The 14,979-nt window shown below is 55.6% G+C and carries 11 protein-coding genes, 4 tRNA genes and 1 rRNA gene; all 16 read right to left on the bottom strand.

From position 1 onward, the window contains the following. Positions 1-31 precede the first annotated feature (31 nt). Positions 32-4,231, bottom strand: a complete 4,200-nt coding sequence (rpoC, locus tag FFS64_RS04965; protein WP_095197169.1) for a DNA-directed RNA polymerase subunit beta' — start codon at positions 4,229-4,231, stop codon at positions 32-34. Between the two features lie 64 nt (positions 4,232-4,295). After that, on the bottom strand, positions 4,296-8,369 hold the full coding sequence (rpoB, locus tag FFS64_RS04970) for a DNA-directed RNA polymerase subunit beta (RefSeq protein ID WP_095197168.1): 4,074 nt from the start codon (positions 8,367-8,369) through the stop codon (positions 4,296-4,298). Between the two features lie 219 nt (positions 8,370-8,588). Beyond that, positions 8,589-8,954, bottom strand: coding sequence for a 50S ribosomal protein L7/L12 (rplL, locus tag FFS64_RS04975; protein WP_007933723.1), 366 nt, complete (start codon positions 8,952-8,954; stop codon positions 8,589-8,591). An 80-nt stretch (positions 8,955-9,034) separates the two neighbouring features. Then, positions 9,035-9,535: a 50S ribosomal protein L10 gene (gene rplJ / locus FFS64_RS04980; protein ID WP_007933724.1), complete on the bottom strand. Its 501-nt coding sequence runs from the start codon at positions 9,533-9,535 to the stop codon at positions 9,035-9,037. Between the two features lie 199 nt (positions 9,536-9,734). Beyond that, the gene (gene rplA, locus FFS64_RS04985) at positions 9,735-10,430 is read right to left on the bottom strand and encodes a 50S ribosomal protein L1 (protein ID WP_003228754.1); all 696 of its coding nucleotides are present in this window, start codon (positions 10,428-10,430) and stop codon (positions 9,735-9,737) included. Beyond that, positions 10,430-10,861, bottom strand: a complete 432-nt coding sequence (gene rplK, locus FFS64_RS04990; RefSeq protein ID WP_007933726.1) for a 50S ribosomal protein L11 — start codon at positions 10,859-10,861, stop codon at positions 10,430-10,432. Before rplK ends, rplA begins: the two co-directional genes overlap by 1 nt. 117 nt (positions 10,862-10,978) lie before the next feature. Beyond that, positions 10,979-11,512, bottom strand: a complete 534-nt coding sequence (nusG, locus tag FFS64_RS04995) for a transcription termination/antitermination protein NusG (protein WP_007957598.1) — start codon at positions 11,510-11,512, stop codon at positions 10,979-10,981. 9 nt (positions 11,513-11,521) lie between these two features. After that, positions 11,522-11,890, bottom strand: coding sequence for a preprotein translocase subunit SecE (gene secE, locus FFS64_RS05000; protein WP_137804445.1), 369 nt, complete (start codon positions 11,888-11,890; stop codon positions 11,522-11,524). Between the two features lie 45 nt (positions 11,891-11,935). After that, a tRNA-Trp gene (locus FFS64_RS05005) sits at positions 11,936-12,011 on the bottom strand. A gap of 173 nt (positions 12,012-12,184) precedes the next feature. Then, positions 12,185-12,260, bottom strand: a tRNA-Thr gene (locus tag FFS64_RS05010). A 26-nt stretch (positions 12,261-12,286) separates the two neighbouring features. Continuing rightward, a tRNA-Gly gene (locus tag FFS64_RS05015) sits at positions 12,287-12,360 on the bottom strand. Positions 12,361-12,384: 24 nt separating this feature from the next. Then, positions 12,385-12,469 (bottom strand) — tRNA-Tyr (locus FFS64_RS05020). Between the two features lie 142 nt (positions 12,470-12,611). Beyond that, positions 12,612-13,052 carry a hypothetical protein gene (locus FFS64_RS05025; RefSeq protein ID WP_137804446.1) on the bottom strand — a complete coding sequence of 147 codons (441 nt, stop codon included), beginning with the start codon at positions 13,050-13,052 and terminating at the stop codon, positions 12,612-12,614. A gap of 7 nt (positions 13,053-13,059) precedes the next feature. After that, positions 13,060-13,809 carry a pantothenate kinase gene (locus tag FFS64_RS05030; protein WP_137804447.1) on the bottom strand — a complete coding sequence of 250 codons (750 nt, stop codon included), beginning with the start codon at positions 13,807-13,809 and terminating at the stop codon, positions 13,060-13,062. Next, a complete protein-coding gene (gene birA, locus FFS64_RS05035) occupies positions 13,799-14,758 on the bottom strand; it encodes a bifunctional biotin--[acetyl-CoA-carboxylase] ligase/biotin operon repressor BirA (RefSeq protein WP_137804448.1) in 960 nt (319 codons plus the stop codon). The genes FFS64_RS05030 and birA overlap by 11 nt, the downstream gene beginning before the upstream one ends. A 135-nt stretch (positions 14,759-14,893) precedes the next feature. Then, positions 14,894-14,979: ribosomal RNA gene (gene rrf / locus FFS64_RS05040) — 5S ribosomal RNA — on the bottom strand; the annotation flags it as partial.

Below are 14,979 nucleotides of genomic sequence, written 5' to 3' on the forward strand. Positions count from 1 at the left end.
ACCAGGGCCTTACGCTCATTTACCGCAGAACTCAGTTACCGCTCGAGTTCAGCGCTTCGGTCAGCGCAGCTTCCACTTCACTGGCGCTCACGCGCAACGGCTTGTCTGCATCACGGCGACGCTTACGCTCGCTGTGATAAGCCAGACCGGTACCGGCCGGGATCAAACGACCCACAACCACGTTTTCTTTCAGGCCGCGCAGGTAGTCGCGCTTGCCGGTTACCGCCGCCTCGGTCAGTACGCGAGTGGTTTCCTGGAAGGAAGCCGCCGAGATGAACGATTCGGTGGACAACGACGCCTTGGTGATACCCAGCAGAACGCGAGTGAACTTGGAGACAAATTTGTCTTCGTTGCTCAAACGCTCGTTCTCTACCAGAACGTGAGTCAATTCCATCTGGTCGCCCTTGATGAAACTGGAATCGCCGGATTCAGCGATCTCAACCTTACGCAGCATCTGACGCAGGATGGTCTCGATGTGCTTATCGTTGATCTTCACGCCTTGCAGACGGTAAACGTCCTGGATCTCGTTGACGATGTACTTGGCCAGCGCACTCACACCCAGCAGACGCAAGATGTCATGCGGATCGCTTGGACCGTCGGAGATAACTTCGCCGCGGTTCACTTGTTCGCCTTCGAAGACGTTCAGGTGACGCCACTTCGGAATCAGCTCTTCGTACGGATCGCTACCGTCGTTCGGGGTGATAACCAGACGGCGCTTGCCCTTGGTCTCTTTACCGAACGCGATGGTGCCGCTGACTTCAGCCAGAATCGACGCTTCTTTCGGACGACGAGCTTCGAACAAGTCGGCAACACGCGGCAGACCACCGGTGATGTCACGGGTCTTCGAAGTCTCTTGCGGAATACGAGCGATAACGTCACCGATCGCGATTTTCGCACCGTCCGCCACACCGACCAGGGCGTTGGCAGGCAGGAAGTACTGAGCGATAACGTCAGTACCTGGCAGCAACAGATCCTTACCGTTGTCGTCGACCATCTTCACAGCAGGACGGATGTCTTTACCGGCAGCTGGACGATCTTTGGCGTCGAGAACTTCAATGTTGGTCATACCGGTCAATTCGTCAGTCTGACGCTTGATCGTGATGCCTTCTTCCATGCCCACGTAGGTCACGGTACCTTTCATTTCGGTAACGATCGGGTGAGTGTGCGGATCCCACTTGGCCACGATTGCGCCAGCGTCGACCTTGTCACCTTCTTTAACCGAAATCACGGCACCGTACGGCAGCTTGTAGCGCTCGCGCTCACGACCGAAGTCATCAGCGATCGCCAGCTCACCGGAACGGGACACAGCAACCAGGTGACCATCCACTCGCTCAACATGCTTCAGGTTGTGCAGACGGACGGTACCGCCGTTCTTCACCTGAACGCTGTCGGCTGCGGAGGTCCGGCTTGCCGCACCACCGATGTGGAACGTACGCATCGTAAGCTGGGTACCCGGCTCACCGATGGACTGGGCCGCGATAACGCCGACCGCCTCACCGATGTTCACCTGATGACCACGAGCCAGGTCGCGACCGTAGCACTTGGCGCAAATGCCGTAGCGGGTTTCGCAGCTGATCGGCGAACGCACGATCACTTCATCGATGCTGTTCAGCTCGATGAACTCAACCCACTTCTCGTCTACCAGGGTGCCGGCAGGAACGATGACGTCCTCGGTACCTGGCTTGAATACGTCACGGGCGATAACACGACCCAATACGCGCTCACCCAACGGTTCTACAACGTCACCGCCTTCAATGTGCGGAGTCATCAGCAAGCCGTGCTCGGTGCCGCAATCGATCTCGGTTACAACCAGATCCTGCGCTACGTCTACCAGACGACGAGTCAGGTAACCGGAGTTCGCAGTTTTCAACGCGGTATCCGCCAGACCTTTACGAGCACCGTGAGTGGAGATGAAGTACTGAAGTACGCTCAAACCTTCACGGAAGTTCGCAGTAATCGGCGTTTCGATGATGGAACCGTCTGGCTTGGCCATCAGGCCACGCATACCGGCGAGCTGACGGATCTGCGCAGCAGAACCCCGTGCGCCCGAGTCGGCCATCATGTACATCGAGTTGAAGGACTCCTGGTCGACTTCGACACCATGACGGTCGATGACCTTCTCTTTCGAGAGGTTGGCCATCATCGCCTTGGAAACTTCGTCGTTCGCCTTGGACCAAAGGTCGATCACTTTGTTGTACTTCTCGCCCTGGGTTACCAGGCCGGAGGCGTACTGACTTTCGATCTCTTTCACTTCGTCGGTAGCAGTACCGATGATGCGCGCTTTTTCATCCGGGATAACGAAGTCGTTAACGCCGATGGAAACGCCGGAAATGGTCGAATAGGCAAAACCGGTGTACATCAATTGGTCAGCAAAGATCACGGTCTCTTTCAGACCAACCACGCGGTAGCACTGGTTGATCAGCTTGGAGATCGCTTTTTTCTTCATCGGCAAGTTGACGACGTCGAAGGACAGACCCTTTGGCACAACCTGGAACAACAGCGCACGGCCGACAGTGGTGTCGACGATACGGGTGTTGGTCACGCTGCCGCCGTCACGATCGTTGACGGTTTCGTTGATCCGCACTTTGACTTTCGCGTGCAGTGCGGCTTCGCCGGCACGGAACACACGGTCAACTTCCTGCAGATCCGCGAACACGCGACCTTCGCCCTTGGCGTTGATCGCTTCACGAGTCATGTAGTAAAGACCCAATACAACGTCCTGCGACGGAACGATGATCGGCTCACCGTTGGCTGGCGACAGAATATTGTTGGTCGACATCATCAACGCACGCGCTTCCAACTGGGCTTCCAGTGTCAGCGGTACGTGCACGGCCATTTGGTCGCCGTCGAAGTCGGCGTTGTACGCGGCGCAGACCAGAGGGTGCAGCTGGATAGCCTTACCTTCGATCAGTACCGGTTCAAACGCTTGGATACCCAGACGGTGAAGGGTCGGTGCGCGGTTGAGAAGAACCGGGTGTTCGCGAATCACTTCAGCGAGAACGTCCCAAACCTCTGGCAGTTCGCGCTCGACCATCTTCTTGGCGGCTTTAATGGTGGTAGCGAGACCACGCATTTCCAGCTTGCCGAAAATGAACGGCTTGAACAGTTCCAGAGCCATCTTCTTCGGCAGACCGCACTGGTGCAGACGCAGGGTCGGACCTACGGTAATTACCGAACGACCGGAGTAGTCAACACGCTTACCGAGCAAGTTCTGACGGAAACGACCCTGCTTACCCTTGATCATGTCAGCCAGGGATTTCAGAGGACGCTTGTTGGAACCGGTGATAGCGCGGCCACGACGACCGTTGTCGAGCAGTGCGTCGACGGCTTCCTGCAACATACGCTTTTCGTTGCGCACGATGATGTCCGGAGCGGACAGATCCAGCAGGCGCTTCAAACGGTTGTTACGGTTGATCACTCGACGATACAGATCGTTGAGGTCGGAAGTCGCGAAGCGACCGCCATCCAGCGGGACCAGTGGACGCAGGTCTGGCGGCAGAACCGGCAGAACGGTCAGCACCATCCACTCTGGCAGGTTGCCGGAGCCCTGGAAGGCTTCCATCAACTTCAGACGCTTGGACAGCTTCTTGATTTTGGTTTCGGAGTTGGTTTGCGGAATTTCTTCACGCAGACGACCAATCTCGTGCTCCAGATCGATAGCGTGCAGCAGTTCGCGGACAGCTTCGGCACCCATGCGGGCATCGAAGTCGTCACCGAATTCTTCCAGCGCTTCGAAGTACTGCTCATCGTTCAGCAGCTGACCTTTTTCAAGGGTGGTCATGCCCGGATCGATAACGACATAGCTCTCGAAGTAGAGAACGCGCTCGATATCACGCAGGGTCATGTCCATCAGCAAGCCGATACGGGACGGCAGCGACTTCAAGAACCAGATGTGGGCAACCGGCGAAGCCAGTTCGATGTGCGCCATGCGCTCACGACGAACTTTTGCCAGCGCAACTTCAACGCCGCACTTCTCGCAGATCACACCACGGTGCTTCAAGCGCTTGTACTTACCGCACAGGCACTCGTAATCCTTTACCGGGCCAAAGATCTTGGCGCAGAACAGACCGTCACGCTCAGGTTTGAACGTACGGTAGTTGATGGTTTCCGGCTTTTTAACTTCGCCGAACGACCACGAACGGATCATCTCAGGCGATGCCAATCCAATACGGATGGCGTCGAACTCTTCGACTTGACCCTGGTTTTTCAGCAAATTCAGTAGGTCTTTCAAGGCCTTTCCTCCTGGCGGAGCAGAGAGCGGGCTATCCTGCCCCGCTCTCGATTCGCGTCACGTGTTATTCGGTTTCCAGATCGATATCGATGCCGAGGGAACGAATTTCCTTGATCAACACGTTGAAGGACTCGGGCATGCCCGGCTCCATACGGTGATCGCCGTCCACGATGTTTTTGTACATCTTGGTCCGGCCGTTCACATCGTCCGACTTCACTGTGAGCATTTCTTGCAGAGTGTATGCAGCACCGTATGCTTCCAGTGCCCAGACCTCCATCTCCCCGAAACGCTGACCACCGAACTGCGCCTTACCACCCAGCGGCTGCTGGGTAACCAGGCTGTACGAACCGGTAGAACGAGCGTGCATCTTGTCGTCTACCAAGTGGTTCAGCTTCAGCATGTACATGTAGCCAACGGTAACCGGGCGCTCGAACTTGTTGCCGGTACGGCCGTCGGTCAGCTGCATCTGGCCGCTTTCTGGCAGGTCTGCCAGTTTCAGCATGGCCTTGATTTCGCTTTCCTTGGCACCGTCGAACACCGGAGTGGCCATCGGTACACCGCCGCGCAGGTTTTGAGCCAGATCCAGAATTTCCTGGTCGGAGAAGTCATCGAGGCTTTCCTGACGACCGCCGATCTCGTTATAGATCTCGTGCAGGAACTTACGCAGCTCGGCAACCTTACGCTGCTCTTCAACCATACGATTGATCTTCTCGCCCAGACCTTTGGCCGCGAGGCCCAGGTGGGTTTCAAGGATCTGACCGACGTTCATACGCGAAGGTACGCCCAACGGGTTGAGGACGACGTCGACCGGGGTGCCATTGGCATCGTGCGGCATGTCTTCAACCGGCATGATCACGGAGACCACACCCTTGTTACCGTGACGACCGGCCATCTTGTCGCCCGGCTGGATGCGACGACGGATTGCCAGGTAAACCTTGACGATTTTCAGCACACCTGGAGCCAGGTCATCGCCCTGCTGCAGTTTGCGCTTCTTGTCTTCGAACTTGTCGTCCAGCAGACGGCGGCGATCAACGATGTAGGCCTGAGCCTTCTCGAGCTGCTCGTTCAGAGCATCTTCAGCCATGCGCAGTTTGAACCACTGGCCATGCTCAAGACCGTCGAGCACTTCGTCGGTGATTTCCTGACCTTTCTTCAGACCGGCGCCGCCTTCGGCTTTGTGGCCGACCAGAGCGGAACGCAGACGTTCGAAAGTTGCGCCTTCGACGATACGGAACTCTTCGTTCAAGTCCTTGCGGATCTCGTCGAGCTGGGACTTCTCGATCGACAGGGCACGAGCATCACGCTCAACGCCGTCGCGGGTGAAGACCTGTACGTCGATGACAGTACCCTTGGTACCGGTAGGTACACGCAGGGAGGTGTCTTTAACGTCGCTGGCTTTTTCACCGAAGATCGCACGCAGCAGCTTCTCTTCCGGGGTCAGTTGGGTCTCGCCTTTCGGAGTGACCTTACCAACCAGGATGTCGCCCGCGCCAACTTCAGCACCTACGTAAACGATACCGGCTTCGTCCAGCTTGTTCAGTGCAGCTTCACCCACGTTCGGGATGTCTGCAGTGATTTCCTCTGGCCCAAGCTTGGTGTCACGTGCCACACAGGTCAGTTCCTGAATGTGGATCGTGGTGAAACGGTCTTCCTGAACAACACGCTCGGACAGGCAGATGGAGTCTTCGAAGTTGAAGCCGTTCCATGCCATGAACGCGATGCGCATGTTCTGACCCAGAGCCAGTTCACCCATGTCGGTGGACGGACCGTCGGCCATGATGTCGCTGCGCTGAACCCGATCACCTTTACGCACCAGCGGACGCTGGTTGATGCAAGTGTTCTGGTTGGAGCGGGTGTATTTGGTCAGGTTGTAGATGTCGACACCAGCTTCGCCAGTTTCAACTTCGTCATCAGCAACACGAACCACAATACGGCTGGCGTCGACAGAGTCGATCACGCCGCCACGACGAGCCACGACGCAAACGCCGGAGTCACGGGCTACGTTACGCTCCATGCCGGTACCCACCAGCGGCTTGTCAGCGCGCAGGGTTGGGACGGCTTGACGCTGCATGTTCGAACCCATCAACGCACGGTTGGCGTCGTCGTGCTCGAGGAACGGGATCAGCGACGCGGCAACCGAAACTACCTGCTTCGGCGATACGTCCATCAGGGTGACGTCTTCCGGCGCCTTGACGGTGAACTCGTTCAGGTGACGAACAGCTACCAGCTCGTCGATCAGGACTTTCTTGTCGTTCATCGTGGCCGAAGCCTGAGCGATCACGTGATCAGCCTCTTCGATAGCGGACAGAAACACGATCTCGTCGGTGACCAGAGCGTCTTTCACCACGCGGTACGGGCTCTCGAGGAAACCGTACTGGTTGGTACGCGCGTAGGCTGCCAGGGAGTTGATCAGACCGATGTTCGGACCTTCCGGCGTTTCAATCGGGCATACACGACCGTAGTGAGTCGGGTGTACGTCACGAACTTCAAAGCCAGCACGCTCACGAGTCAAACCGCCTGGGCCGAGTGCAGAGACACGACGCTTGTGGGTGATCTCGGACAGCGGGTTGTTCTGGTCCATGAACTGGGAGAGCTGGCTGGAGCCGAAGAACTCTTTCACCGCCGCAGCTACTGGCTTGGCGTTGATCAGGTCTTGCGGCATCAGGCCTTCGCTTTCAGCCATCGACAGACGCTCTTTGACCGCACGCTCAACACGCACCAGGCCAACGCGGAACTGGTTCTCGGCCATTTCGCCTACACAGCGAACACGACGGTTACCCAGGTGGTCGATGTCATCGACGATGCCTTTACCGTTACGGATGTCGACCAGAGTCTTCAGTACCGCGACGATATCTTCCTTGCACAGCACGCCCGAACCTTCGATCTCGGTACGACCGATACGACGGTTGAACTTCATCCGGCCGACCGCAGACAGGTCATAGCGCTCAGGACTGAAGAACAGGTTGTTGAACAGGGTTTCAGCCGCGTCTTTGGTTGGCGGCTCGCCAGGACGCATCATGCGATAGATCTCGACCAGCGCTTCCAGTTGGTTGCTGGTGGAGTCGATCTTCAACGTATCGGAGACGAACGGGCCGCAGTCGATATCGTTGGTGTACAGAGTTTCGATACGAACAACGCCGGCCTTGGCGATTTTCGCCAGGATCTCGGTGCTCAGCTCGGTATTGCACTCTGCCAGGATTTCGCCGGTTGCCGGATGCACGATGACCTTGGCGGTAGTGCGACCCAGGACGTAGTCCAGAGGCACTTCCAGCTCTTTGATCCCGGCTTTTTCCAGCTGGTTGATGTGGCGAGCAGTGATACGACGACCTTGCTCGACAATAACCTTGCCTTTGTCATCTTGGATATCCAGGACCGCGATTTCACCGCGCAGGCGCTGAGGCACCAGCTCCAGGCTCAGGCTCTCGCCTTTCACATGGAATACGTTGGTGGTGTAGAACGCGTCCAGCACTTCTTCAGTGGTATAGCCGAGCGCACGCAGCAGTACCGATGCAGGCAGCTTGCGACGACGGTCGATACGCACGAACACGCAGTCTTTCGGGTCGAACTCGAAGTCCAGCCACGAACCGCGGTAAGGAATGATGCGCGCGGAGTACAGCAGTTTACCGGAGCTGTGCGTCTTGCCACGGTCGTGGTCGAAGAACACGCCCGGGGAACGGTGCAGCTGGGAAACGATTACACGCTCGGTACCGTTGATTACAAAGGTACCGTTCTCAGTCATCAGGGGAATTTCACCCATGTAGACTTCTTGCTCTTTGATGTCCTTGATCGCTTTGTTCGACGATTCTTTGTCGAAAATGATCAGTCGCACTTTTACCCGCAAAGGTACGGCGTAAGTTACACCGCGCAATACGCATTCTTTGACATCAAATGCCGGTTCGCCCAAACGATAACCGACGTACTCCAGCGCAGCATTGCCGGAGTAGCTGATGATCGGGAAAACGGATTTGAAGGCCGCATGCAGGCCCACGTCGCGGAACTGATCTTTAGTCGCTCCCGCTTGCAAGAATTCACGATACGAATCCAGCTGGATGGCCAGGAGGTAAGGCACATCCATGACGTCCGGCAACTTGCTAAAGTCCTTGCGGATACGTTTTTTCTCAGTATATGAGTAAGCCATCAGCGTTCCCCAGCTTGGTCACCTGCTTGTTTGGCCCCTCCCGACGGGAGCGACCAGAAAATCGTGCAAACCCCATGGTTTGCGCCACCGCATCGGGTGGTTACAGCTCGCTATCGGCCCGACCCAGTCGGCTGCCAATAACGGAAAAAGGCCGGTGGCAAGAGCCACCAGCCATCAGCCTTTCGCTTAACGCTCGGGCTGGAAACGCAAAGTCGATGCTTACTTCAGCTCGACTTTAGCGCCTGCTTCTTCCAGAGCTGCTTTGGCTTTGTCAGCTGCGTCTTTGGCAACAGCTTCCAGAACCATGGCAGGAGCGCCGTCAACTACAGCCTTGGCTTCTTTCAGGCCCAGACCGGTCAGTTCACGTACAGCCTTGATCACGTTAACTTTCTTCTCGCCAGCTTCGGTCAGCATGACGTTGAATTCGGTTTGTTCTTCAACAACGGCAGCAGCAACAGCTGGGCCAGCGGAAGCAGCAGCAGCGGAAACGCCGAACTTCTCTTCCATTGCCTTGATCAGCTCAACGATTTCCATTACGGATTTTTCGCCGATTGCTTCGATGATTTGCTCGTTAGTCAGAGACATGACTATTAATTCCTGTATTGGGGTGACAGCCTACGCGGCCATCGAAATAAACAATAAACGCTGAAAGGAGTCGCTCAGCCTTAGGCTGCGGCAGCTTCTTTCTGGTCGCGAAGTGCCGCCAGAGTACGAGCCAATTTGCTGGTTGCGCCTTGAATCACGCTCATCAGCTGAGAAATTGCTTCGTCACGGGTCGGCAGAGTTGCCAGCACGTCGATTTGGTTAGCTGCGAGGAACTTGCCCTCGAACGCAGCTGCCTTGATCTCGAACTTATCCTGACCTTTTGCGAACTCTTTGAAGATACGGGCAGCAGCGCCCGGATGCTCTTTGGAGAATGCAATCAAGGTAGGGCCGGTGAACACGTCGTTGAGAACACTGTATTCAGTGTCAGCAACAGCGCGCTTGAGCAGGGTGTTACGTACGACACGTACGTAAACGCCAGCTTCACGAGCCTCTTTACGGAGTCCGGTCATCGCGCCTACTGTTACGCCACGGGCATCAGCCACGACAGCGGACAGAGCGACTTTGGCAGCCTCGTTGACTTCAGCGACGATGGCCTTCTTGTCTTCGAGTTTAATTGCCACGGGTTTAACTCCTGCTTGATACCGTTTCATCCAGTCGAAACCGGATGTCGTTTTGGTGTCTGATTCGGTAAGGAACCGGGAGCACCATCTGCGTAGGCTTGAGGTTTAAGACTTACGTCGCCTACGGTCTTGGATAGCCCCCGCCAGGCAGGGACCCCAATCTTTCAAATTGGCGCAATTGCTTGCGCCAACTTTTGTCTTACGCGTCCAGCGAGCTCTGGTCGATAACCAGACCTGGGCCCATGGTGGTGCTCAGGGTAACGCGCTTGACGTAGATACCTTTCGAAGAAGCTGGCTTGATACGCTTCAGGTCGGCGATCAGAGCTTCAACGTTTTCCTTCAGCTTGACGGCATCGAAGCCGATCTTGCCAACGGAAGTGTGGATGATGCCGTTTTTGTCGGTGCGATAACGAACCTGACCAGCCTTGGCGTTTTTAACCGCGGTAGCTACGTCTGGAGTTACGGTGCCGACTTTAGGGTTAGGCATCAGGCCACGTGGACCGAGGATCTGACCCAGTTGACCTACAACGCGCATGGCATCCGGGGATGCGATCACTACGTCATAGTTCAGGTCGCCGCCTTTCATTTCGGCAGCCAGGTCGTCCATACCTACGCGATCAGCGCCGGCAGCCAGAGCGGCTTCAGCAGCTGGACCCTGGGTGAACACAGCAACACGAACGGTCTTGCCAGTGCCGTGTGGCAGCACAGTAGCGCTACGAACAACCTGGTCGGATTTACGTGGGTCAACACCCAGGTTCACAGCAACGTCGAACGACTCGCTGAACTTGACAGTCGACAGCTCAGCCAGCAGTGCAGCGGCGTCTACAATGTTGTAGGCCTTGCCTGCTTCGATTTTGCCGGCGATAGCCTTTTGACGCTTGGTCAGCTTAGCCATTACACACCCTCCACGTTAAGGCCCATGCTACGAGCAGAACCGGCGATGGTACGCACGGCTGCTTCCATATCAGCTGCAGTCAGATCCGCGTTTTTGGTTTTCGCGATTTCTTCCAGCTGAGCACGGGTTACGGTGCCAACCTTAACGGTGTTCGGACGAGCGGAACCGCTGGTCAGACCGGCCGCCTTCTTCAGCAGAACCGAAGCAGGGGTGGATTTGGTTTCAAACGTGAAGCTACGGTCGCTGTAGACAGTGATGATCACTGGAGTTGGCAGACCCGGCTCAAGACCCTGAGTACGGGCGTTGAAAGCCTTGCAGAACTCCATGATGTTCACGCCGTGCTGACCCAGAGCAGGACCAACAGGTGGGCTTGGGTTAGCCTGAGCGGCCTTCACTTGCAGCTTGATGTAAGCGGTAATCTTCTTGGCCATGAGGCACTCCAATTACGGGTTCAAACGCCTCGAAAGGCTCCCCGGTTACTTGCGCGTTTATCCCAGTGACGACAAAACCCCACAGCCTAAGGCTGCGGGGTTGGGATGCTTGTTCAGCTAGACCTTTTCGACCTGACTGAACTCCAACTCTACCGGAGTAGAGCGACCGAAAATGAGCACCGCCACTTGGATCCGGCTCTTCTCGTAGTTAACTTCTTCGACAACGCCGTTAAAATCAGCGAACGGCCCGTCATTGACGCGTACGGTTTCGCCCGGCTCGAACAACGTCTTCGGCTTCGGCTTGTCGCTACCATCAGCGACGCGACGCAGAATAGCTTCTGCCTCTTTATCGGTGATCGGCGCCGGCTTATCGGCAGTACCACCGATGAAACCCATTACCCGAGGAGTATCCTTGACCAAGTGCCAAGTACCCTCGTTCATATCCATCTGAACCAGCACATAACCCGGGAAGAATTTGCGCTCGCTTTTGCGTTTCTGGCCATTACGCATTTCAACCACTTCTTCAGTGGGAACCAGAATCTCGCCAAAGCCATCTTCCATGCCAGCCAGCTTTACGCGCTCAATCAGCGAGCGCATGACATGCTTCTCGTAACCGGAGTAAGCATGCACAACATACCAACGCTTAGCCACGGGACACCCTTAGCCGACGATAAAGGAAACAAGCCAGCCGAGCAGGGAATCGAGCCCCCACAACAGCAACGCCATAACCAGGACAACAGCCACAACGATCAACGTGGTCTGCGTGGTTTCTTGGCGAGTTGGCCATACGACTTTACGAATCTCGGTGCGCGCTTCCTTAACCAGTACAAAGAAAGACTTGCCCTTAACCGTCTGCAGGCCTACAAAGGCAGCTACAGCAGCAATCACAAGCAAAGCAAGCACGCGGTACAGGATCGGCGAAGCAGAGTAATACTGATTGCCAACAACGCCAACAACCACCAAAGCAACTACTACTAGCCACTTGAGCAGATCGAAGCGAGAGCCTTGAGCTTCAGCTTTAGGAGTCATCTATGAAGATCCTGTGAAAAGAAAGCCAGACACACCTGGTGAATCTGGCAGGTCAGGAGGGAATCGAACCCCCAACCTACGGTTTTGGAGACCGTCGCTCTGCCAATTGAGCTACTGACCTAAAACAAAATCAGGCCGACCATTATGCCGGCCCGAAGAAGACTTTACAACAATTTACTCAACGACCCTGGACACGGCATCACTACCGCCACGCACAACCACCCTCACGGACAACATAGCGCAACCACAAGCCATTAAAACAAAGGCAGATATTTTCATATCTGCCTTGTCATATGGAGCTCTTGAGCGGATTTGAACCGCTGACCTCACCCTTACCAAGGGTGTGCTCTACCAACTGAGCTACAAGAGCGAAACACTGTGCAAAACCTGCAAACTTGGAGCGGGTAGCGGGAATCGAACCCGCATCATCAGCTTGGAAGGCTGAGGTTCTACCACTAAACTATACCCGCGAGGCTTGCAGCTCTCGCTAAAAATGGTGGAGGGGGAAGGATTCGAACCTTCGAAGTCGTAGACGTCAGATTTACAGTCTGATCCCTTTGGCCGCTCGGGAACCCCTCCTAAGCGAGCCGGCATTCTATATCATGCCAGCCTTCTGTCAAGCATTTTCTCATTAAAAACCTGAGGTTAGCTGCGTTGACCTCGCCACACACCGCTTACCGTTTTAGGTCTTCACTGTGGAGCGGGCGCCATTCTATGCAAACTATTCGGCGGGTGCAACCCCCTCGCAAGGCATTATTTTATGTTTTAACTCATTGAATTCCCTAGAAAGGTTTAGCAGCTGCAGGTCATCAAGCCAACGCCTGCTTTCCGGGGCTATCCGCACCCAGTAAACGGCGGACTCGGCACTACCCTTGGGCAGCGTCTGAAACTTGACATCCATGCCGCTCAACCTGCGCTCAAGCCCCTGAATAACATCCTGACGCACAAAACCACCCACATATAGACATCCTGCATCCGATTGGGGCGCCTTTGCCTTATCTTTTGTCGAGTCCGTTGCCTCACTCAGCAGACGAATATCCTGCTGGGATCCCCGATACAAACTCAAGGGCGTTACATCCTTTGCACGCAGAGGAGCCTCCTGTTGATGCCAGATGTAATAAAACACATTGAGAACAAGCAGCAGCAGAAACAACCAACGCATAAAGACCTCAGGACAAAGGGCACGCCATAGCCAAGCCGACAAACACCAGATCCGGAACCACCCTGGCATCAGGTACGATTTCCGAAACCTGAGCCGCATCCCCCCCCGTAAGGAACACCGTGAATTCCTTGCCCCAATAGCTACGCGCCAACTCAAGCTGAGTCAGCACAAACCCTCTCAGCATCAGCAGGCAGCCGCGCTCGACCGCCTCAACAGTCGTGCGACCCGGAAGGAGGTTTTCCAAAGCACGCTCAGCAGCAAGATCACCGTAACGAATCTTACGGGTATGAGTACGAAGCTGATTGCGCATCAACGGCATCCCAGGACATATGAACCCACCGAGATGCTCACCATCAGCAGCTACGAAGTCAGCGGTAACAGCCGTACCAAAGTCCAGCACAAGGCACGCGCCGGCAGCCAGATGAAACCCTCCGAGCAAAGCAAGCCAGCGATCAAGCCCTAGTCGCTCAAACTCCTCATAGCCGTTACGAACACCAGACATTTCACGCGCCGGAGACGCACACACCACAGAAACATCGAACACCTCCTTCAACAGAGAGATCAGTGCACTGGTTTCTTCGGCAGTCCTGACACTGACCAATCGGCAAGACCTGAGGGGGGAACCCTCGAGCTCTTTCAAGTCTTCGAGCAACGCGAGGTCTGAATCGACAACCCCCTCCCCCACCACTTGCCGGGCACCCACATCAAGCACTCGCCACTTGATAAAACTGTTTCCGCAGTCGAGCTCAAGAATCATTACGCAACCTCAGACTCAGCTCACCGCCACTGAAGACTTTTTCCACACCATCCACCTTCAATCGCAAGGCGCCCTGGCTATCGATACCCAATACTTCGCCATTTATTTGGTTAACGCCAGCAATCAACGTCACGGCACGCCCCTGCCACAGATGATTTTGCTCCCACTCAGCCTGGACAGCTGAAAATCCGCCAACCTGGTGCCGCTCCAGATACATCTGCAGCATCATCCCAATCTTCGCAACCAGGCGATTGCGATCAAACATCTGGCCCGACTCGAGACGCATGGACGTCCATTGCTGATCAACCTCATCGGTCATCTGCATATTTACATTTATACCGACACCCAACACCACATGGCACACATCAGCCGGATCCCCAACCAACTCCAGCAAAATTCCAGCAATTTTCTTCTGGCCAACCAGGACGTCGTTTGGCCATTTCAAGCCCACCCCCGGAACACCAAGCTCGCGCAAGGCCTGCATGACGGCAAGCCCTACAACAAGACTCAGCCCTTCCAGTTGCCGCATCCCACCCTCGATACGCAGCACCAAGCTGTAATAGATGTTTTCTGCAAATGGACTCACCCACTTCCGCCCTCGCCGCCCTCGGCCAGCAGTCTGCCGCTCGGCTAGCACGAGGAAGGGCGCAGCTTGAAGCCGCTCGATGGCGCGCAGAGCCTCAGCATTCGTGGAATCGATTGAGTCGAAGACCAGGACAGGCCAGTTACAAGAGGGCGCCAACCGCCCGATTTCCACAGGGTCGAGTAGCGTCAGCGGTGCAGCCAACTGATAACCGCGCCCTCGCACCTTATGAATGGATAGCCCCAGCTCAGCCTCCAACTGCTGAAGCTGCTTCCATACAGCACTGCGACTAACACCTAAGGCAGCACCCAGCGCTTGACCCGAATGGAATCGGCCATCTTTAAGAAGCTTTAACAACGTCAGCATGCAAGTCTCGCCTCACAATGAGGCCCGCATGATATCCACGCCCCGAGCCGTTGCATAGAAACCTGGCGAGGCTGTTTTCCTGCGGACAAAACAAAACCCCTACCTGCGTACGCAGATAGGGGTTTCGGAATTTAATCTTGACGATGACCTACTCTCACATGGGGAAACCCCACACTACCATCGGCGATGCATCGTTTCACTTCTGAGTTCGGGATGGGATC

Source organism: Pseudomonas sp. G(2018) (assembly GCF_005502415.1).
Taxonomy (GTDB): domain Bacteria; phylum Pseudomonadota; class Gammaproteobacteria; order Pseudomonadales; family Pseudomonadaceae; genus Aquipseudomonas.